General features: G+C 74.8%; 16 protein-coding genes. 6 read left to right on the top strand and 10 right to left on the bottom strand.

Annotated elements, in window-relative coordinates; all coding sequences use genetic code 11:
• Nucleotides 1–23: 23 nt before the first annotated feature.
• Complete coding sequence (locus tag ACQP0T_RS11310) at nt 24–2,768, top strand: AAA family ATPase (protein ID WP_433872784.1); 2,745 nt, start codon at nt 24–26, stop codon at nt 2,766–2,768.
• Between the two features lie 293 nt (nt 2,769–3,061).
• Nucleotides 3,062–4,513, top strand: coding sequence for an MFS transporter (locus ACQP0T_RS11305; protein ID WP_433872782.1), 1,452 nt, complete (start codon nt 3,062–3,064; stop codon nt 4,511–4,513).
• A gap of 59 nt (nt 4,514–4,572) precedes the next feature.
• On the opposite strand, the gene ACQP0T_RS11300 is transcribed toward ACQP0T_RS11305, so the two are convergent.
• The 7 genes from ACQP0T_RS11300 to ACQP0T_RS11270 all read right to left on the bottom strand — a co-directional run bounded on the left by ACQP0T_RS11300 (nt 4,573) and on the right by ACQP0T_RS11270 (nt 11,904).
• Nucleotides 4,573–5,571, bottom strand: a complete 999-nt coding sequence (locus ACQP0T_RS11300) for an MsnO8 family LLM class oxidoreductase (RefSeq protein ID WP_433872780.1) — start codon at nt 5,569–5,571, stop codon at nt 4,573–4,575.
• Entirely contained in the window at nt 5,564–6,790 is a 1,227-nt protein-coding gene (locus ACQP0T_RS11295; protein WP_433872778.1) for an acyl-CoA dehydrogenase family protein, read from the bottom strand. Before ACQP0T_RS11295 ends, ACQP0T_RS11300 begins: the two co-directional genes overlap by 8 nt.
• A gap of 150 nt (nt 6,791–6,940) precedes the next feature.
• Nucleotides 6,941–8,503: a dipeptide ABC transporter ATP-binding protein gene (locus ACQP0T_RS11290; protein ID WP_433872776.1), complete on the bottom strand. Its 1,563-nt coding sequence runs from the start codon at nt 8,501–8,503 to the stop codon at nt 6,941–6,943.
• Entirely contained in the window at nt 8,500–9,333 is an 834-nt protein-coding gene (locus ACQP0T_RS11285; protein ID WP_433872774.1) for an ABC transporter permease, read from the bottom strand. Before ACQP0T_RS11285 ends, ACQP0T_RS11290 begins: the two co-directional genes overlap by 4 nt.
• Entirely contained in the window at nt 9,330–10,283 is a 954-nt protein-coding gene (locus tag ACQP0T_RS11280) for an ABC transporter permease (RefSeq protein ID WP_345363727.1), read from the bottom strand. Before ACQP0T_RS11280 ends, ACQP0T_RS11285 begins: the two co-directional genes overlap by 4 nt.
• On the bottom strand, nt 10,265–11,785 hold the full coding sequence (locus ACQP0T_RS11275; RefSeq protein WP_433872772.1) for an ABC transporter substrate-binding protein: 1,521 nt from the start codon (nt 11,783–11,785) through the stop codon (nt 10,265–10,267). The genes ACQP0T_RS11280 and ACQP0T_RS11275 overlap by 19 nt, the downstream gene beginning before the upstream one ends.
• Nucleotides 11,782–11,904 (bottom strand): hypothetical protein, encoded by a 123-nt coding sequence (locus tag ACQP0T_RS11270; protein ID WP_433872770.1) that lies wholly within the window; start codon nt 11,902–11,904, stop codon nt 11,782–11,784. The genes ACQP0T_RS11275 and ACQP0T_RS11270 overlap by 4 nt, the downstream gene beginning before the upstream one ends.
• A gap of 551 nt (nt 11,905–12,455) precedes the next feature.
• Between ACQP0T_RS11270 and ACQP0T_RS11265 the strand changes: the two genes are divergently transcribed.
• Both ACQP0T_RS11265 and ACQP0T_RS11260 read left to right on the top strand, forming a co-directional pair.
• Nucleotides 12,456–13,673 carry a BTAD domain-containing putative transcriptional regulator gene (locus ACQP0T_RS11265; protein ID WP_433872769.1) on the top strand — a complete coding sequence of 406 codons (1,218 nt, stop codon included), beginning with the start codon at nt 12,456–12,458 and terminating at the stop codon, nt 13,671–13,673.
• On the top strand, nt 13,670–15,214 hold the full coding sequence (locus ACQP0T_RS11260; RefSeq protein WP_433872767.1) for an ATP-binding protein: 1,545 nt from the start codon (nt 13,670–13,672) through the stop codon (nt 15,212–15,214). Before ACQP0T_RS11265 ends, ACQP0T_RS11260 begins: the two co-directional genes overlap by 4 nt.
• Nucleotides 15,215–15,221: 7 nt before the next feature.
• Here the strand turns inward: ACQP0T_RS11260 and ACQP0T_RS11255 are convergent, their stop codons facing one another.
• A complete protein-coding gene (locus ACQP0T_RS11255) occupies nt 15,222–15,608 on the bottom strand; it encodes a winged helix-turn-helix transcriptional regulator (RefSeq protein WP_433872766.1) in 387 nt (128 codons plus the stop codon).
• A gap of 164 nt (nt 15,609–15,772) precedes the next feature.
• On the bottom strand, nt 15,773–17,104 hold the full coding sequence (locus tag ACQP0T_RS11250; RefSeq protein WP_433872765.1) for a CitMHS family transporter: 1,332 nt from the start codon (nt 17,102–17,104) through the stop codon (nt 15,773–15,775).
• Between the two features lie 223 nt (nt 17,105–17,327).
• On the opposite strand from ACQP0T_RS11250, the gene ACQP0T_RS11245 reads away from it, so the two are divergent.
• Nucleotides 17,328–18,932, top strand: coding sequence for an ATP-binding protein (locus tag ACQP0T_RS11245; protein WP_433872764.1), 1,605 nt, complete (start codon nt 17,328–17,330; stop codon nt 18,930–18,932).
• On the top strand, nt 18,929–19,600 hold the full coding sequence (locus ACQP0T_RS11240; protein WP_433872762.1) for a response regulator: 672 nt from the start codon (nt 18,929–18,931) through the stop codon (nt 19,598–19,600). Before ACQP0T_RS11245 ends, ACQP0T_RS11240 begins: the two co-directional genes overlap by 4 nt.
• On the opposite strand, the gene ACQP0T_RS11235 is transcribed toward ACQP0T_RS11240, so the two are convergent.
• Nucleotides 19,601–19,882 carry a hypothetical protein gene (locus ACQP0T_RS11235; protein ID WP_433872760.1) on the bottom strand — a complete coding sequence of 94 codons (282 nt, stop codon included), beginning with the start codon at nt 19,880–19,882 and terminating at the stop codon, nt 19,601–19,603.
• Nucleotides 19,883–19,932 lie beyond the last annotated feature (50 nt).

Here is a 19,932-nt window from a genome sequence, read left to right as displayed (position 1 = left end):
TGGCGGGTACGGCACCTATGAGCGTGAACGGAGTCGATTCGAGAGGCGCTGCGACGCTGCGGCGCGCACCTGCATCCGAGCGCGCGGCGCAGCTCGCGATCCTGCGGCGGGCGCACGACGATTGCCTGCGTGGGCGGGGCTCGGTCGTCCTGGTCGAAGGACCGCTCGGCGGGGGCAAGACGGAGCTGCTGCGCACCACGGTGGAGCAGGCCGAGCAGGCGGGGTTCCGGACGGTGCAGGCGGTCTGCGCCGAGACCGAGCGCCAAGTGCCCTTCGGGGCGCTGGACCAGCTCGCGCGCGGGCTCGTCGACCGGCCCACCGACCTGCTCGGCGGGCCGGTGGAGGAGGCCGAGCGGGCGCGGACGTTGCAGCGGCTGCGCGCCGCCGCGCTCGACGTCGCCGCCGAGGTGCCGGTGCTGATCTGCGTCGACGACGCGCAGCACCTCGACGACGACTCCGCGCGCTGGTTGCTCCAGCTCGTCGGCAGGTCGCGGTCCTCGCGGGTGCTCGTCGTGCTCACCTCCGGGATCGGGACGGCGCCCGGGCCGCTGCGCACCGAGCTGAGCAGGCAGCCGCACTTCCGGCACGCGGTCCTCGCGCCGCTGTCGGTGTGCGAGGTGACCGAAGTGGTGCGGCGCCGGACCGACGACGTCACCGCGCAGCGGCTCGGCGCGGACCTCCACTCCCGCACCGGCGGGAACCCGCTGCTGCTCAACGCGGTCCTCGACGACCACGAGGGGGGCACCGCACCGCGCGATCACGACCTGGCGCTGCTGAGCTGCCTGCACCGCGGTGGTCCGGTGGTGCGCGGGTGCGCCCGCGCGCTGGCGGTGCTGGACCGGGAGGTGACCCCGGCGGAGCTCGCCCGCGTGGTCGGCGCCGAGATCCCGGACGTGCGGCGCGCGCTGACCGACCTGTGCGCGGCCGGGCTGCTCGACGACGGCAGGTTGCGCAGCGCGCAGGCCATCACCGCGGTGCTCGGCGAAACCGGCGCCGCCGAGCTGGGCGGCATCCGGCGGCGCGCCGCCGAGCTGCTGCGCGACCGCGGCGCGGACGCCTCCTCGATCGCCGCCCAGCTCGTGGCGGCCGGCTCGGCGGGGCCCGCCTGGGCCCAGCGGGCGCTGCGGGAGGCCGCCGAGCTCGCGCTGCTGGAGGGATCGCCGGAGTTCGCCGCGCGATGCCTGGAGCTGGCCCACGAGTCCACCCGGCGGCCCGCGGAGCAGGCCGCGATCCGGGCCCGGCTGGCAGAGGCGGAATGGCGGCTGCAACCGTCCTCCGTGCTGCGGCACCTGGCACCGCTGGTCGCCGCCGCCTCGGCCGGCCAGCTCGACCGCGCCGACCACGTCGTGCTGGTCCGCCAGCTGCTGTGGCACGGCCGGATCGACGAGGCGCAGCAGGTGCTGCGCCGGCTGCGGGGCACCGGTGCGGACGCGGCGAGCGGCGAGCTGCACGACATCGAGTCGTGGCTGGCCTACTCCCACCCGTCGCTGGCGCACCGCTGGCAGCGCCCCCGGAGCGGCCCGCGCACCGACTCGCCGCAGCTCACCGGGGACGACCCCTGGCTGCACTCCACCGCGGTGCTCGCCGACGTGCTGGCCCGGGGACGCAGCCACGAGGCCGTCGAGCACGCCGAGCGGGTGCTGCGCGACGTGCACCGCACCCGGACGACCGTGTGGTCGGACGAAGCGACCACCTTCGCGCTGATGGTCCTGCTGCACGCGGAGCGGACGGAGACCACGGCCGAGTGGTGCCGACGGCTGCTCTCCGAGGACCCGCAGCGGTGCACGCCGACCCGCCGGGCGGTGGTCTTCAGCGTCCGCGCCGAGATCGCGGCCCGGCGCGGCGAGAACGCCGCGGCCGTGGAGCACGCCGAAGCCGCGCTGCACCACCTCCCGCCGCAGGCGTGGGGCGTGGCGATCGGCCTGCCGCTGAGCACCCTCGTGCAGGCCAACACCCGCCTGGGCCGCTACGACGAGGCGGCCCGGCACCTGGCCCGCCCGGTGGACGAGGCGGTGTTCCGCAGCCGCTACGGACTGCACTACCTGTTCGCCCGCGGCGAGTACTACCTGGCCACCCGGCACGGGCACGCGGCGCTGGCCGATTTCCTGGCCTGCCGCGATCTGACCCGCGACTGGGGGCTGGCCCAGTCCGGCCTGGTGCCGTGGCGGATCAACGCGGCGGAGGCCTGGCTGCTGCTCGGCAACACCGACGAGGCGCGGCGGCTGCTCTACGACGAACTGGCCCAGGCGGGCACCGAGCGGGTGCGCTGCCGCGGTCTGGCGCTGCGCCTGGTGGCGTCGACGAACCCGCCCCGGCGGCGACCGCAACTGCTCGGCGAGGCGCTGGACCTGCTGGAGCAGTGCGGTGACCGGTACGAGCAGGCGAGGGTGCTGGCCGACCTCGGGCAGGCCCACCACGAGCTCAAGGACAACCGCCGCGCCCGCCGGATGTTCCGCCGCGCGTGGCACCTGGCCAGCGCGTCCGGGGCGGACGCCCTGTGCGAACGGCTCCTGTCGATCAGCGGGGAGGCGGCGACGCCGGTCGCCACCGGCGACTCCGACGACCGGGCCGCGCGGCTGACCGAATCCGAGCGCCGGGTCGCCTCCCTGGCCGTGATGGGCTACACCAACCGGGAGATCGCCGAGAAGCTGTTCGTCACGGCCAGCACCGTGGAGCAGCACCTCACCCGGGTGTTCCGCAAGCTCGGGGTGAAGCGGCGCGACGACCTGCCGGTCGACCTGTGGGGCGCTGCGGCGCGCACCGCATGACCCCCGGACGTGTGACCGTCGTCGCTCCCGCCGCCCGGCCCGGGCCCGCTGCCCGGACGGACACATCGATGTTCCCGTGGCACAAGGAAGTGCCTCCTTCCGAGCGCTGTCGCGGCGCCGCAGACTGACCGCAGGACGGCCCGGTCGACGGCTCCCCGGAGCCGACCCTGGACCGCTGCGGAACCTCCGCCACCGCCCCGCACGGGCCGAGCACGCGCCCGCGGCGGGGTGGCGCCGAGACCCCGCACCCGCACCACCCAGCACGCCCGTCCGGACATCCGAGAGAGGAAACCGTGAACGAGACAGCCGCCCGACCGGCCCCCAGGCCCGGGCTCGTCCTCGCCCTGCTGGCCTTCGCCCAGTTCATGACCGCCATCGACTTCGACATCGTGTTCGTCGCGCTGCCCGAGATCGGCCGCGCGCTGGACTTCTCCGACCAGTCCCTGCAAGCCGTGGTCAGCGCCTACACCGTGGCTTTCGGCGGGTTCCTGCTGCTCGGCGGTCGCGCCGCGGACCGGCTCGGCGCCCGGCGGATGTTCGTCCTCGGACTGGCGCTGTTCGGCCTCTCCTCGCTGGCGGCCGGGCTGGCCGTGAGCCCCGCGATGCTCATCGTCGCCCGCGCCGTGCAGGGCCTGGGCGCCGCGCTGCTCACCCCCTCGACGCTCAAGCTCGTCACGAGCAGCTTCGCGGAGGGCCCGAGCCGCAACCGCGCGATGGCCATCTGGGGCGCCGCGGGCGCCTCCGGCGCCGCCGTCGGCGCGCTCGGCGGTGGGGTGCTCACCAGCTTGCTCGGCTGGGAGTGGGTGTTCATCGTCAACGTCCCGCTGGTCGCCCTCGCCCTGCTGGCCACGCCCTCGCTGCTCGCGGCGGACGCGCCGGGCACCGGTGCGCGCGGTTTCGACCTGCCGGGCGCGCTGACCTCCACCGCCGGTGCGACGCTGGTGGTGTTCGGCCTGGTCAGCGGACCGGAGACGGGCTGGCTCACGGCCCGCGGCGGTGGCGCCGTGGTGGTCGGCGCGCTGCTGCTGGTCGCCTTCCTCGGGATCGAGTCCCGCACCCGGGATCCGCTGGTGCCGCTGCGGATCTTCCGCAACCGCAACGTGGTCGCGGCGATCGCGGTGATCTTCGTGTTCATGGGCACCGTCGGCACCCAGTACTACCTGTTCACCACCTACCTGCAGACCGTGCTGGGCTACACGCCGCTCCAGGCCGGGTTCGCCTTCCTGCCGCTGAGCCTGTGCAGCATGGCGGCCTCGGCGAAGGTGGTGCCGCTGATGCTCAACCGCTTCGGCATCCGCACCACGCTCGTCACCGGCATGGCCGGGGTGGCGGCGTCGATGATCGCGCTGGCGCTGGGCATGTCGACCGCGGGGGCCTACTGGGCCGTGCTGCCGGGCGTGGTGCTGTGGGGCGTGTTCGCCGGGCTGTCGTTCCCGCCGATCTTCGTGGCGGTCTCCACCGGGGTGCCCGCCGAGCAGCAGGGCGTGGCTTCGGCACTGGCCTCGACCTCGCAGTACATCGGTTCCGCGGTGGGCCTGGCCGCGCTGGTCGCGGTCGCCACCGCCGGGGTGGGCGCCACCGCCGGATCCGACGCCGTGGTGGCGGGCCTGCAGCGGGCGGGCTGGGTGGCCGCGGTGGTGACCCTGGCCGGCGCCGCGCTCAGCGTCCTGATCCTGCGCAAGCCCGGCGCCGCGCCCGGGAACTCCCCCGCACGGGAGGAAGTCCCGGAACCTGCCGAGCGCTGACCGCGCGCACGAGGCGGGGGTGCGGCCGATGCCGCACCCCCCGCTTTCGTCCGCAGTGGTCAGAGCAGGTCCCGCACCCGTTCGTAGCAGCGGATCCGCTCGTCGAGGTCGGTGACGTTGTTGGTCACCATCAGCTCGTCGGCACCGGTGGTGACCAGCAGCTCACCGAGGCGCCGGGCGACGTGCTCGGCGTCCCCGATCGCCTGCGCCGCGACGATGGCGTCGGCCTCGGCGCGCTGGCGGGCCGTCCACTCTTGCGCGTCGGCCTCCTTAGGGCTCGCGAACGGTTCCGTCCGCCCCGCGCCACCGACCCCGAGCGCCGACATGATCGCGGGTGCGGCCAGCCAGCGGGCGTGCTCGGCGTCCTCACCGCACACGACGTGCGCCGTGATCATCGCGTGCGGCCGGGCCATCCCGGAGACCGGGCGGAACTCCGCCCGGTACGCGGCCAGCGCCTCGGCCGCGCCGGTAGCCCCGAAGAAGTGGTGGGCGAAGGCGTAGGGCAGGCCGAGCAGCGCGGCGGCCCGCGCGCTCGACGTGCTGGCGCCGAGCATCCACACCTGCGGCGGTGCGGCGGGAGCCGGGACGGCGCGGATCCCCTCGTAGTGGTGACCGGGCGGGAACGATCCGCGCACGAACCCGATCAGGTCGTCCACTTCGGACCCGAACCGCTCGGCGGGAACGCGGCGCAGGGCTTCGGCGGTGGTCGGGTCGGTGCCCGGCGCCCGGCCGACGCCCAGGTCGACCCGGCCGGGGTGCAGCGCGTCGAGCGTGCCGAAGGACTCGGCGACCACCAGCGGCGGGTGGTTGGGCAGCATCACCCCGCCCGAGCCGAGGCGGATCCGCTCGGTCACCGCGCCGACCGCGGCGAGCAGCACGGCCGGTGCGGAACTGGCGATGTTGCCGGAGTTGTGGTGCTCGGCCACCCAGAACCGGTGCAGCCCGGCGGAGTCGGCCCAGCGGGCGACCTCGCGGGCGGCGGCGACGGCACCGGCCGCGGCGGTACCGCGTTCGACCGGGGCCAGCTCCAGGACGGACAGCGGAATGCGGTCACTCATCGTCGGACTCCTCGCTGCGGATCTCGTCGTGCCGACGGCGCCCACCGGTCAGGAAGTGGTGGCCGACCTCGGCGATGTCGGGCGCGACGCGCGCGGCCAGCGCCCGCACGTCGCGCCAAAAACGGCCCAGCGCCGCCATGTCGGCGTCGGCGGTGCCGACCGCGTCGAAGGCGCGGCGGCAGACCTCCTCCGCGACGGCGGCGGCCCGGTCGAGCACCGCGGTCGCCCGCACCCGGTGCCCGTCCCGGTCCCGGCCGTCCACCGACCTGCGGCGGTCGTGCAGCACCTCGGCCTCCCGCCCGACCTCGTCGGCGAACGCCTCGGCCTGCCACAGCACCGGCAGCAGCGCGCCGAGGACACCGGCCGCCCGCGGTGGCGCGGACGCCCGCGCGCGGTCGGCGGCCGCCTCCAGGGCACCGCGGGCCAGGCCGAGGAAGACGTTGGCCAGGCCGAGGTCGAGCGTCGGGTGCAGGAAGGCGTTGTAGGTGCGGGGACGGAACACCTTGTCCACGTGCCCGAGGGCGCCGGTCCACGGGATCGCGACGTCGTCCACCAGCACCGGCGCGGACGCCGACCGCCGCAGCCCGAAACCGGTCCGGCGCCCGGCGAGGGAGAATCCCGGCTCGGTGGCCATCGCCAGCGCGCTGATCGGCGTGGGGCGCCCCGGGATCCGGCCCTCCAGCATCACGATGTCGCACACCTGGCAGCCGATGGGGTCGTCGATCTCGCCGCGGAAGACCATGTCGGAACCGGCGTCGGAGATCTCCAGCGCCGCCTCGCGGACCCGCGACGGGCCGCCGAACAGCCACCGGGCGCGCACCGCGACCTCGCCGATGTGCTCGATCTTCTCGTCGGTGCCGATGAACTCGGCCAACCACACCCAGGCGTAGTGGTGCGCCAAGAGGTGCCCGATGGAGCCGTCGGCGGCCGCGAGCGCGCGCACCACGTGGTGCGCGGTCGACCAGCGCTGCCCCCCACCGCCGTGCTCGGCGGGACCGAGCACGGTCACCAGCCCCGCCGCCTTGAGCAGCTCCGCTTCGGCGTGCGGCGGTTCCCCGGCGCGGTCCCGTTCGGCGGCGTCGGCGGCGAGCACCTCGGCCACGTCGGCCGCCCGGGCGCGCCACTGCTCGGCGGGGCCGCCCGGCGGCAGCTCCGGCCACCGCGCCGCCCGCAGTGCCGCGACGCTCCCCCGGCCGACGACATCAGCGCTGTTCATCATCTCGAAACCTCGTCCAGTCGTGGTGGTCACCGGTGCCCGTCCGCGGAGTGGTTCCTTCCCCCGGTGATCGGTTCGCATCCCCGCGGGGCCGCAGCGGCCCGGCGCGGCAGGAGGGGAGCACCGCGCGACGAGCGGATCCCGGACGGGCGTTCACGACGCCGACCGCTCGCCCGGCCGCTCCACCGAGGGCGTCGCGGCGAGCAGCAGGCGCGTGTAGTCGTGCCGCGGGGCGGTGAAGACCTCCTCGGTCGTCCCCCGCTCGACGATCCGGCCCTCGTGCACCACCACGACCCGATCGCTGATCTCGCGCACCACGGCCAGGTCGTGGGTGATGAACACCAGCGCCACGCCCGTCTCGGCGCGCAACCGCTCCAGCAGGTCCAGCACCTGCCGCTGCACCGAGACGTCCAGCGCGGACACCGGTTCGTCGCAGATCAGCACGCGCGGGGACGGCGCGAGGGCGCGGGCGAGCGCCACCCGCTGCCGCTGCCCGCCGGAGAGGGTGCGCGGTCGGCGGCTCGCGAACTCCGGTCCCAGGCCGACCTGGCGGAGCAGCTCCGGCACGCGCGCGGCCCGCGCCGCCCTCGGCAGCGCCTCGCCGATGATGCGGGCGACCGGGTGGCGGGGGTCGAACGCCGAGAGCGGGTCCTGGTGCACGAGCTGGATGGCCCCGCGGTGCGGTCGGCGCGCGCGTTCGGGCAGCGCGGACCAGTCCTGCCCCGCCAGCAGCACCTCGCCGGAATCCGGGCGCACCAGCCCCATCGCGAGCCGCGCGAGGGTGCTCTTGCCGGACCCGGACTGCCCGACCACGCCGAGGACCTCGCCTTCCCGCAGCGAGAACGACACGTCGTCGACCGCGCGGACCGGTCCTCCCGGCCCGCGGTGGTCCTTGACGAGGTGCCGACCGCGCAGCACCTCGGCCCCGGCGGCCGGGGCCGCGACCCGCCGCCTGCCGGGGATCGCCGCCACCAGGTCCCGGGTGCGCGGGTGCGCGGGCGCCCGCAGCAGTTCCTCCGGCGGCCCGCTCTCCACGACGGCCCCGCCGCTCATCACCAGCACCCGGTCGGCGAGCCGGGACACCACGCCGAGGTCGTGGCTGACCAGCAGCAGGCCCCGGCCGTCGCGGGTCGTCTCGGCGAGCAGGCCCAGCACCTGGTCCTGCACGACCACGTCCAGCGCGGTGGTGGGCTCGTCGGCGATGAGCAGGTCCGGGTCCCCGGCCAGCGCCGAGGCGAGCAGCGCGCGCTGCCGGAGCCCGCCGGAGAGCTGGTGCGGATGGCGTTCGCGCAGCACCTCGGGTTCGGGGACCCCGACCCGCGCGAGCAGGTCCACCACCCGCTCGGTGACCGCGGCACCGCGCACGCCGCCGCGGCGCGCCGCCTCGGCGATCTCGGCGCCCACCGTGCGCAGCGGGTCGAGGGAGACCATCGCGTCCTGCGCCACGAGCGCGACGCGCCGGCCCCGCACCGCCCGCCACCGCTGCTCGGTGAAACCGGTCGCGTCCGCACCCGCGATCTCCAGCCGTGCGGCGCCGACCCGGGCGTTCCGGCCGGCCAGGCCGAGCAGCGACCGGGCGGTGACGCTCTTGCCCGAGCCCGACTCGCCCACCAGCGCGACGCACTCGCCCGGGCGCACCGACAGCGACACCCCGGAGACCACCGGTGCGCCCCTGCCGAAGCCCACCCGCAGGTCCTCCACGTCCAGCAAGCTCATCGCAGCACCCTCAATTGCAGACCGCGACCGACCAGGGTCATGACCACGACGACCAGCACGATCGCCGCACCGGGGGTCACCGAGACCCACCACGCCAGTTGCAGGAAGTCCTTGCCGTCGGCGACCATCGCGCCCCAGTCGGCCTGCGGCGGCCGGGGCCCGAGGCCGAACAGGCTCAGCCCCGAGGCGGTGATCAGCGCGGTGCCGGTGCCGATCGAGGCGAGCACCACCACCGGTCCGCTGACGTTGGGCAGCACGTGCCGCACCAGGTAGCGGGTCGGCGCGACGCCCAGCATCCGGGCCGCTTCGACGTAGTCGGAGCGCAGCACCACCAGCGCCTGGCCGCGCACCAGGCGGGCGTAGTTCGGGATCGCCGCGATGCCGATCGCCAGCGCGGTGTTGACCGCACCGCTGCCGAGCACGGCCACCACCAGCAGCGCCAGCAGGAGTTCCGGGAAGGCCAGCAGCACGTCGACGGCGCGCATCAGCAGCGAGTCCACCCGGGTGCCCGCGGCCGCCGACAGCAAGCCGATCAGCGCGCCGCCGAGCACCCCGACCGCGGTGGCCGCGGCGGCGATCAGCACGGACAGCCGCGCGCCGTCGACCAGCCGGGAGAGCACGTCGCGGCCGAGCTGGTCGGTGCCGAGCGGGTGCGCGGCGCTGGGTCCCTCCAGCACGGCGCGCAGATCGGTCCGCTCCGGCGGGTACGGCGCGAACCAGTCGGGGAAGGCCACCACGAGGACCATCACCAGCAGCACCGCCCCGGCCAGCGCACCGAGCACCGCCGTCGTCGTCGTCGATCCACCGGTCGCCGGTCGTCCGGGGTTCATCGTGGCGCACCTCCTCGCAGCCGCGGGTCGATCAGCGGGTGCAGCAGGTCGACCACCACGTTGATCACCACGAAGGCGATCGCCGCGAGCACCACCAGCGCCAGCACCACCGGGATGTCCCGGGCGGACACCGCCTCCACCAGGACCCGGCCCAACCCGGGCCGGGCGAAGATGTTCTCCACCAGCACCGCACCGCCGAACAGGCTGCCCAACACCCAGCCGGACAAGGTGGTGACCGGCAGCAGCGCGTGCCGCAGCGTGTGCCGCAGCAGCAGAGCGGTCTCGGAGAGCCCGCGCGCCCGGGCGGTCAGCGCGAACGGCGCGGCCTCCGCCGCCTCCAGCTCCTGCCGGATCACCTGCGCGAGCACCCCGGCCAGCGGCACCGCCAGCGCCAGCGCGGGCAGCACCAGCCCGGCGAGCCCCCGCGCGCCGATGGCGGGGAACCAGCCCAGGCCGAACGAGAACACCGCGATGAGCACCATGCCCAGCCAGAACGCCGGCGTGGAGACGGCGATCAGCTCCACGGTCGAGGCCACCGCCTTGGCGAACCGGCCGCGTCCCGCGGTGACCACGGCCGCCAGCACCGCGAGGAGGAACGCCGCGGCCAGGGCGGCCAGCGCCAGCTCGACGGTGGGCCAGATCTGCCCGGACAGCAGCCTGCTGACCGGCTGGCTCTGCTGGTAGGAACGCCCGAGGTCCCCGGTCAGCAGGCCGCCCAAGTAGTCCAGGTACTGCACCACCAGCGGATCGTCGAGCCCCGCCTCGGCGACGATCTGCCTGCGCAGTTCCGGGGTGGCGGCGGCCCCGGGGCCCAGGACGGCGTCCACGACGCTGCCCGGCATCAGCCGGATGGCGAGGAAGGCCAGCGTCGCCGTCGCCCAGACGACCACGATCCCGGCGAGCAGCCGGCGGAGCACGAAGCGCACGACCATCAGCTCTCGCTCACCCACGTGTCGTAGAAGTTCGGCCACGAGTGCGCGTCGAAGGTCAACCCCCGCACCCGATGCCCCACCGCCGTGTCGCGCAGCGGCACGTAGACCGGCACCGCGTAGGCCTGCTCGACGACGCGGTGCTGCACCCGCCGCTGGTACTCGGCGATCCGGACCGGGTCCGTGGTGGCCTGGCGCAGGTCGAGCCACTCGTCGAGCAGCGGGTCGCGGACCCGGGAACCGTTGGCGCCGCCGTCCGGGAACTGCTCGCCGGAGTGGAACAGGGTGCGCAGCGGACCGCCGTCCGCGCCGCCCCAGGAGAAGGCGAACACGTCGTAGTCACCGGTGCGGGTGCGGCCCATGCTGGCCGCCGAATCCAGCGGCGCGAGCACGAGTTCCACGCCCACCCGGCGCAACTGGTCCTGCACCCCGATGTTGACCGTTCGGTTCTTGGTCGAGACGAAGGACTGCACGTAGGGCAGCTCTACCGACAGCCGCCTGCCGTCGCGGGTGCGGTAGCCCTGCTCGTCGCGACCGGTGAACCCGGCCTCGTCGAGCAACCGCCGGGCCTGCGCCGGGTCGTGCGGCCAGCTCCGCTCCAGCGCGGGAGCGTAGCCCGGCGTGCCGGGCGTCAGGGGCGACCAGGCGCGCGGGTACTCGCCGAGGAACACCCCGTTCGCCACGGCACCGACGTCGATGGCGCAGCGCACCGCCCGGCGCACCGCCACGTCGTCGAACGGCGGGCGCCGGGTGTTGAGGTGGAACGAGTACGGCGAACCCGGCGTGACCGCCCGCACCACCCGCAGGGTCTGGTGGGCGCGGATGGCGCCGAGCCGCTCCGCCGGGATCTGGTCGGCGACGTCGACCTGCCCGGACAGCACGGCTCCGGTGCGCGAGGAGTCCTCGGTGACGATCTCGAAGACGAGCCGGTCGAGGTGGGCCGGGCCGCGGTGCGCGGCCGTCTCCGGTGCCCACCGGTAGTCCTCCCGGCGGCGGAAGACCGCCCGCTGCCCGGCCCGGACCTCGGTGAAGGTGAACGGACCGGTCCCCACCGCGTACCGCCCGCCCGAGGCCAGGTCGTCGGGGTGCTCGCGCAGCGCCCGCGGCGAGTGGAACCCGAGGAAGGTGCTGCTGGCGGCGTTGAGGAACGCCGAGTACGGGCTGCGGAAGTGCACCGCGACCGCGTGCTCGCCGAGCACCTCGGTTCCCTCGTAGGGGCCGAGCAGGCCGGCGGCGCGCCGGGACGCCGTCTCCGGGGCGACGATGCGGTCGAAGTTGAGCCGCACCGCTTCGGCGTCGAACGGGGTCCCGTCGCTGAAGGTGACGTCGTCGCGGAGCCGGAAGGTGTAGGTGCGCCCGTCCGGCGAGACCTGCCAGGAGCGGGCCAGCCAGGGAGCCGCCGACCCGTCCGGCCGCTGCGCCACCAGCGAGTCGAACACCCCGCGCAGCAGCAGGCCGGTCACGTCGGTCGACGCCACGTGCGGGTCCCAGCTCTCGCTGTCGACGGCGGAAGCGAAGGTCAACGTCCCCCCGCGGCGCGGCGGGCCCGGGCCGCCGCCGGCGCGGTCCGGGAGCACGCCGACACCGCGGCGGCGGACGCTCCCAGGGCGGCCAGGCGCAGCACCGCGCGTCGATCGTGCATGGACCTCACCCCTCGGGATCGGTGGTGTCGCCGAACGCGGCAGGAGCCCGCGTTCCGCCGTCGCGGTTCGCCCAGTCTGCCCCGAACGGACCTGGTCCGATCCCCTTGTTCACCCCCCTAGACCCCCCAACTGTCCGCAGTGGACGGTCCTGCGCCGGCGCGCGGACCGCGGTCCGGCACGGGAACCGGCGGACCCGTCCCGACGAATCCGGGTGCGTCCGAACAGCGGTACCCGGACCGCCGGTGGGATTCCCTCGGAATGCGCTGGTGGTTCCCGTTCCGTTCTCTTCTCCCGAGGGCTGGAATCAATTCACGGCACGGCCGACAAGCGCCTCCGGGGAGGAGTAACTTCCCCCCGGGAAGATCCGAGCGAAGAGGTGGCCGAACACGATCGCGCACTACGGAGGGACGCACCGTGCACGCGAAGTCACTTGGCACCGCGAACCCGCGGGCGGCGCGGGGGCGCGGGGGCGCACCGCGCACGTGCCGCCGCAGCACCAGGTGACGAGCCGCACCACTTCGCCATTCGGACACCATTCTGGGGAGTTCTCATGCAGTTCAACTTGCTCGGCCCATTGGAGGTCCTGGTCGATGGTGAGAAGGTGCCGATCAGCGGGCTGAAGCAGCGCTGCACCCTCGCCTACCTCCTGCTCAACGCCAACAAGGTCGTCGCCACCAGCCGGCTGCTGCGCGCGCTGTGGGGCGAGCAGACCCCGCCGACCGCCCGCAAGATGCTGCAGAACGCCGTGTCCGGACTGCGCGTCACCCTCGCCCGGCACGCCGTCGACGACGACGGCCCGGAGGTGCTCACGCACGCCCCCGGGTACCTGCTCCGGATCGCCGACGACCGGGTGGACCTGACCCGGTTCCAGGCGATGGTCGAGGACGGGCGCGCCGAGCTCGCCACGGGGTCCTGGACGTCGGCGGCCAGCACGCTGCGGCGGGCGCTGGGCCTGTGGCGCGGCCCGGCGCTGGCCGACCTGACCGAGGCCGGGATCGACTGGCCCGAGCTGACCGCGCTGCGCAACGCCCGGCTCGCCGCGCTGGAGGACTACGTGGAGGCCGAGCTGGCCGCGGGCAACCACCACGAGGTCGTCAGCGAGCTGGAGACCGTGGTGGAGACCGAACCGCCCCGCGAACGGCTGTGCGGGCAGCTCATGCTCGCCCTGTACCGGTGCGGTCGGCAGGCCGACGCGCTGGGCGTCTACCGGCGGGCGCGCACCGCCCTGATCGACGAGTTCGGCCTCGATCCCGGGCACGAGCTGCAACGGCTGGAGCGCGCCATCCTCAACCAGGACCCGGGCCTGGACCAGGTCGCCGACGCGGTCGCCCCCGCGCGGAGCTCCTCCCGGATCGAGGTCTCCCGCGAGACCGCCGCGCCGCCCGCCCCGGCGGCCGAACCCGCACCCGCCGCGCCGCCGACCAGACCCACCACCGAGCGCAAGTGGGTCAGCGTGCTGCTGGTGCAGACCGACCAGCTCCGAGTGCCCGGCGAGCACGACCCGGAGGACGTCGACGAGGTGTTCCGGCGGCTCACCGCCACCGTCCGGGACGAGGTGGACCGCTTCGGTGGCACGCTGCACACCACGTTCGGCGGCGTGTGGTTCGCCGCCTTCGGGACCCGCCGCACCTACGAGGACGACGCCGAACGGGCCATCCGGGCCGGCTTCGGGCTCCGCCAGCGGCTGGGGGCGCAGGCCCCGCGGGGCCGGGCGGCGAGCCGCAGCACCGGATCCGGGCCGCGGTGGCCACCGGGGAAGCCCTGGTGACCAGCCGTCCCGGCGGCGCCCCGGGCGAGGTGACCGGCGACGTGCTGGACGCCTGCCTGCGGCTGCTGGGCTCGGTGCAGCCCGGCGAGATGCGGGTCTGCGAGACGACCAGGCTGGCCAGCCTGGGGGCGGTCACCTACGCCGACACGGCCTCGACCGGCAGTGACGTCCTCGCGGTGCGCCCGGAGCACGAGGGCGCCACGGTCAGCGTCCCGTTCGTGGCCCGGGAGCGGGAGAAGGCCACCCTGGACGGGCTGCTGGCGGACGTGCAGGAGCGGCGGTCACCGCGCCTGGTCACGCTGCTCGGCGAACCCGGCATCGGCAAGAGCCGCCTGATCAGCGAGTTCCGCGTGTCGGCCGAGACGTCGGGGCCGGTGCGCTGCTTGATCGGCCGCACGCCGCGCTTCGGCTGGAACGCGCCGCTGACCGCGCTGGCGGGCGTGGTGAAGGCCTACTGCGGCATCTCGCACGCCGACACCACCGGCATCGCCGTGCAGAAGCTCAGCAGCGCCGTGCACGACCTGGTCGGCGATACCGACACCGCGGCGTGGCTGCTGTCGCACCTGCGCCCGCTGGCCGGTCTGCAGGACGACGTGCGCGGTCCCGCGGCGGTCGACGAGGCGTTCCAGGCGTGGCGGCGCTTCCTGGAGGAGGTCTCGGCGCGCGGACCGCTGGTGGTGGTGATGGAGGACCTCCAATCGGCCGACGACACGCTGCTGAACTTCGTCGAGGACCTGGACGAGCAGCTCGGGCCGGTGCCCCTGCTGGTGATCGCGACCGCCCGCCCGGAGCTGCTGCGCCGCCGCCCGTCCTGGGGCAGCGGCAAGCACGACGTCACCACCATCACGGTGGGGCCGCTGCCCCCGGACGCGACCCGGCGACTGCTCGCCTCGCTGCTGGTCCGGCACGGGCTGTGCGACAAGCCGCTGGACAGCCCCGAGCAGCACGACGACAGCGGCTTCTACCAGGACCTGATCGAACGGGTCGGCGGCAACCCGCTCTACGCCACCGAGCACGTCCGGATGCTGCGCAACGAGCTGGTGCCCGGCCGCGAGCTGGCGGTTCCGGCGCTGACGATCTCGTGCGCGGGCCCGCGCGCGAGCGCGGAGCGGTCGGTGCGGCTGCCGCAGTCGGTGTACAACATCATCGCCGCCCGGCTGGACACCCTGTCGCGCGTGGAGAAGTCGGTGCTGCAGAACGCGGCCGTCTTCGACCGGGTGGTGTGGGCCGACCCGGTCACCGAGATCAGCGGGCTGGCCCGCGACGAGGTGGCCGAGTACCTGAAGTACCTGGAGCAGCGCGGTTTCCTGGTGCGCACCCGGCAGCGCTCCGGCCACGGCGAGTTCAAGTACGAGTTCCGGCACAGCCTGGTGCGCGACGTCGCCTACTCCCAGCTCCCGAAGGCCACGCGCGCCGACAAGCACCAGCGCTGCACCCGGTGGTTGGCGGAAGCGGGCGGCGGCGCCGGACTGCTCGACCACCACCGGGGGCGGGCCGCCCACCACGCCGAGACCGCGCAGCCGCGCACCGGATCGTCGTGACCGGTCGTCAGCCGGTGCCCGGTTCGGCGTCGTAGGCGACCCGGGACCGCTCGATCGCGTCCCGGTGCCGCTGCGCCCAGTCGGTCAGCGCGGTCAGCGACTCGCACAACTCCACGGCCATGCCGGTGAGGGCGTACTCCACCTTCGGCGGCACGGTGGGGTACACGGTCCGGACCAGCAGGCCGTCGCGCTCCAGGTTCCGCAGCGTGAGCGTGAGCATCCGGCGGCTGATGCCGGTCACCGACTGCTCCAGCTGGGTGTACCGGACCGGGCCGTCCGCGGCGGCGAGCAGCACGCCGATGCTCCACTTGCCGCTGACCTGCTCGACCACCTCGCTCAACGCGCACGCGTGGTCGTTCGGCCGCTGGGATCCGACGCCGCTCCGCCTGGTCATCCAGCACCTCCGTCGCGCACCGCGTCACCCCGCATCCTAGCCCGCCGGGTGCGGCGCGTCCCGCCGACCGGGAGGCGCGGCACGGCGCCCCGCCCATCCGTCCACTGCGGACACCGCCGGGCGCGGCCGCACCGAACCCCGGTGCGGCCGCGCCCGGCGGACCGTCAGTGCACCGTGACCAGGCCCAGCGCGAACCCGGCGGAGATGACCACCGCGCACACCACCAGCGCCCACTTGATCGCGAACCGGTGGTGGTCGCCCAAGTCGACCTTCGCCAGGCCGAGCAGCACGTACATGGCGGGCACCAGCGGGCTGAGCATGTGGATCGGCTGCCCCAGCAGGGAGGCCCGCGCCAGCTCCATCGCGCCGATGCCGTGCTGCGCCCCGGCCTCGGCCAGGATCGGCAGCACGCCGAAGTAGAACGCGTCGTTGCTCATGAAGAAGGTGAACGGCACGCTGAGCACCGCGACGATGACGCTGAAGAACGGGAACAGCCCGTCGGGCATCGCGGCGAGCAGGTAGTGCGCCATCGCCTCGATCATCCCGGTGCCCGACAGCACCCCGGTGAACACCGCCGCCGCGAACACCATCGACACCACGGCCACCACGCTGTCGGCGTGCGCCGCGATGCGGGTGCGCTGCTGCTCCAGCCGCGGGTAGTTGGCGATCAGCGCGATGCCGGTGCCGATCATGAACAGCACCGCGATCGGCAGCACCCCGACGATCAGGCCGATCAGCAGCGCGGCGGTCAGGGCGGCGTTGAACCACAGCATCCGGGGCCGCAGGCTCTCGCGGTCCGGGGCGAGCACGTCGAAGCCGCCCGCGCCACCGGCCGGGCCGTCCGCGGGCGGACCGGCGGCACCGGCGGGCACCAGGTCGCGGGTGCGCAGCTTCGCCCGCTCGCGCAGGCCGATCCCGAAGGCGATGACGAACACGGTGGCCAGCCCGGCCAGCAGCGCCGGGATCATCGGCACGAACATCTCCTGCGGGTCCAACCGCAGCGCGCTCGCGGCGCGGGCGGCCGGGCCGCCCCAGGGGACCACGTTGAGGATCGCGTTGGTCATGCACGCCAACCCGGTCATCAGCACCGGGCTCACCCCGAGCCGGTGGTAGATCGGCAGCAGCGCCGACACCGTGATCATGAAGGTGGTGGTGCCGTCGCCGTCCAGCGACACCACGGCGACCAGCGCGACCGTCCCCACGATGAGCCGCAGCGGGTCGTTGCGGGTGAGCCGCACGACGCCGCGCGCGATCGGGTCGAACAGACCGGCGTCGATCATGATGCCGAAGTACAGGATGGCGAACATGAGCATGGCCGCGGTGGGGGCCAGCTCGGTGATGCCGTCGAGGACCATCGAACCGAGGTCCGGGGCGAAACCCGCGAGCACGGCGAAGATCACCGGGATCACGATCAACGCCACCATCGGCGAGAGCCGTTTGCTCATCACCAGGTAGAGGAACACGGTCACCATGACCAGTCCGAGCAGCGCGATCACGGCTTTCCTCCTTTCCGGACTGCGGCGCGGCGGTTCCGCCGCGCATGAGGGGGCGGGAGCACCGCCCGACCGCGTGCCGCTCGACGTGGTCGGCGTTACAGCGGTGTTGCGTTCCGCGGAACCGTAGGTGCTGCGGGCCGGGCTGGGGAGACTTGCCGACGTTGTCCGCGTAGTCCGCGTTCGCCGCGTTTTGCGCGTTTCGCTCCCGAGGTACCGTCGGCGCGTGGCACGTCGTCCCCCGCGGTTCGCGCGGCAGGTGCTCGCGTTGCAGGTCGGCCTGGTCGCCCTGGTCACCGGCGTCGGGTTCGTCCTCGCCGCCACGCTCCTGGACCGCAGCCTCGTCGAGCAGTACGGCCAGCGGGCGCTGGGCGTGGCCCGCGCGGTCGCCGCGGACCCGGACCTCGCGCGCGCCACCGCCGCGGGCGACCCGGCCGGACTGGTCCGCGACCGGGCCCAGCGCGTCCGGCAGGCCACCGGGGCGCTGTTCATCGTGGTCGCCGACCGCGGCGGGATCCGGCTCTCGCACCCCGACCCGGAGCAGATCGGCGAACCGGTGAGCACCGATCCCGCCGCACTGGCCGGTCGCGAGGTGGTGGACGTGCAGCGCGGCACCCTCGGCCCCTCCGCGCGGGGCAAGGTCCCGCTGCGGGAACCGGGCGGCCGGATCGTCGGCCAGGTCAGCGTGGGGTTCGACGCCCAGGACATCGACACCGCCTTCCTGCGCCTGCTGGGCACCTCCGCCGCGCTCACCGGTGGGGCGCTGCTGGTCGGCATCGCGGGCTCCGCGCTGCTGGTGCGGCTGCTCAAGCGGCGCACCCTCGGCCTGGAACCGCACGAGCTCGCCGAGCTGCTGCGGCAGCGGGAGGCGGTGCTGCACGGGATCGGCGAAGGGGTGCTCGCGGTGGCGGCCGGCCGGATCTCGCTGGCCAACGGCGAGGCGCAGCGGCTGCTCGGCCCCGCCGCGTCCCCCGGCGCGCCGCTCGACGACCTCGACCTGCCGCCCCGGCTGCGGGAGGCGATCACCGCCCGGCAACCGCTGGACCACGTGATCGCGGTCGTCGGGCCGCGGGTGCTGGTGGCCAACCACCGGGTCGTGCGGCGCGGCGGCGCGGACCTCGGCTCGGTGCTGACCCTGCGCGACCGCACCGACCTGGAGGCGCTGAGCCGCGAGCTGGAGGCGGTGCGCGGCACCACCGACGTGCTGCGCGCCCAGCGGCACGAGTTCAGCAACCGCCTGCACGTGCTGTCCGGGCTGCTGCAGACCGGGCACCACCAGGAAGCGGTGGACTACCTGCACGCGCTGTCCACCGGCACGGTCGCCGGGCTCGGTCCGGCCGCCGACGCGGTCCGCGATCCCTACCTCGCCTCGTTCCTCGCCGCGAAGAAGGCGGGCGCGCTGGAGCGGGGCGTCGAACTGGTGCTCGGCGAGACGAGCTGGGTCGAGACGCCGGTGGCGGCCCCCGTGGAGGTGCTCACCGTGCTCGGCAACCTGGTGGACAACGCCTGCGAAGCCGCCCAGGTCGGGGCCCGGCGACCGGCCCGGGTGGAGGTCGACCTGCTGTCCGAGGGCACCGCGCTGCACGTCTCGGTGCTCGACAGCGGCGACGGCGTGGCCGAGCGGGCGCGGGACGAGGTGTTCGCCCAGGGCATCAGCACCAAGGGCGGGGAGCGGGGCATGGGCCTGGCGCTGGCCCGCCAGTCGGCCCGCAGCCTGGGCGGTGACCTGCGGCTGGCCGATCCCGGCGGCACGACCGGCGGCGCACTGTTCGTGGCGCGGCTGCCCGACGCGCTGGAAGTCCCATCGGATGCGGAAGGGGTGGCGCGGTGATCCGCGTGCTGGTGGTGGAGGACGACTTCCGGGTGGCGCAGGTCCACGCGGAGTTCACCGACGGGGTGGCCGGGTTCCGGACGGTCGGGATCGCGCACTCGGCGGCGGAGGCCCGCGACCTCGTCGCCCAGCGCGCGCCGGAGCTGGTGCTGCTGGACAACTACCTCCCGGACGGGCCCGGCGTGGCGCTGCTGGCCGGGCTGGAGGTGGACACCATCATGCTCACCGCGGCCAGCGACCCGGCCACGGTGCGCGCCGCCCTCGCCGCCGGGGCGCTGAACTACCTGGTCAAGCCGTTCAGCGCGGAGCAGCTGGCGGCCCGCCTCACCGCCTACGCCCGGTTCCGCGCCCGCCTGCCGGAGGACGGCGGCCAGGTCGGGCAGGAGGAGATCGACCGGGCGATGCGGTTGCTGCACGACGGCGACCAGCCGGGCAACCCCAAGGGCCAGTCCACCATCACCACCCAGCTCGTGGTGGACGCCCTGCACGCCGCCGACCGGCCGCGCTCGGCGACCGAGATCGCCGAGGCCCTCGGCATCGCCCGCGCCACCGCGCAGCGCTACCTCGCCGGGCTCGCCCGCGACGGCAGGGCGGTGGTCTCCCTGCGCTACGGCGCCAGCGGACGCCCCGAGCACCAGTACGAACCGGTGAACCCGCCGCGGCGGTGATCACCACGGCGCCGCGGGGTCGGGCAACCCGGGGTGCCGGTTGCCGGAGCGCCACCCGACCGACCACGGGTGCAGCGGCACCGGATCGACCACCGGGGTCCGCACCAGCCGACCCGCATCCGCTCGCCGACGAAGGTGAGCAGCGACCCCGGGACCGGCGATGGTGTCCACCATGGACTCCATGCCGAAGTCCGGCCCGGTCCGGTTGCTCCCGAGCGCGAACGACTGCGCGAGCTCGTCGTAGCAGCCCGCCCACCCACCACCGCTGACGGTGCCCGGCACCCGGGTCCTGCGCTGAACCGGCGGACGGGGATCGACTGGCGTCGGCCGGG

It is taken from the genome of Saccharopolyspora sp. CA-218241 (assembly GCF_050954615.1).
GTDB lineage: Bacteria > Actinomycetota > Actinomycetes > Mycobacteriales > Pseudonocardiaceae > Saccharopolyspora > Saccharopolyspora cebuensis.
Note: the sequence above shows the minus strand (reverse complement) of the source record. Positions and strands in the feature narration are given on the sequence as shown.